Below are 556 nucleotides of genomic sequence, written 5' to 3'. Positions count from 1 at the left end.
GTTAATACGTTTATGAAGCGGCGCACGCATATGAACAAAAACGCCGAGCTAGCACTTACCGCACCAGAGTTTTCTGAGTATCTGGTCAATAATAGTTTCGGTGATGGCGACCTTTCAGCTATTGATAACCTGCGAGCACTGTTCGCTGACAGCCCGAATGGTTCTGACGCACCGCTGACGTTGGAGATTGGTTTTGGTTTGGGTGACTCATTTATCGAGATGGCAGCCGCAGAGCCCGCGCGTAATTTCGTCGGTGTCGAAGTGCACGAGCCAGGTATTGGTAAATGCGCTTATATGGCAGGCACACAAGACTTGAGCAATGTCAAAATCATCAATGGCGATGCTATTCAATTGCTGAAGCAACTGCCAGAAAATCACATTGATCGTATTCAGTTATACTTCCCTGATCCGTGGCAAAAGAAGCGTCATTACAAACGCCGTTTCGTCAGTCCTGAGCGTATGGCTATCGTTACGCGCAGTCTAAAACAAGGCGGCTGGTTTCATACAGCCACTGACTGGGAGCATTATGCATTTTGGATGGTTGAGGTATTGGATG

General features: G+C 47.8%; 1 protein-coding gene. It reads left to right on the top strand.

The genetic code is table 11. The features are described from left to right. Positions 1–556: tRNA (guanosine(46)-N7)-methyltransferase TrmB (gene trmB, locus ACS8FC_RS19930; RefSeq protein ID WP_439298060.1), on the top strand; the 556-nt coding region annotated here is incomplete at both ends.

This window comes from Psychrobacter sp. 1Y4 (assembly GCF_051847555.1).
This window is presented reverse-complemented; position numbering and strand designations above follow the sequence as displayed.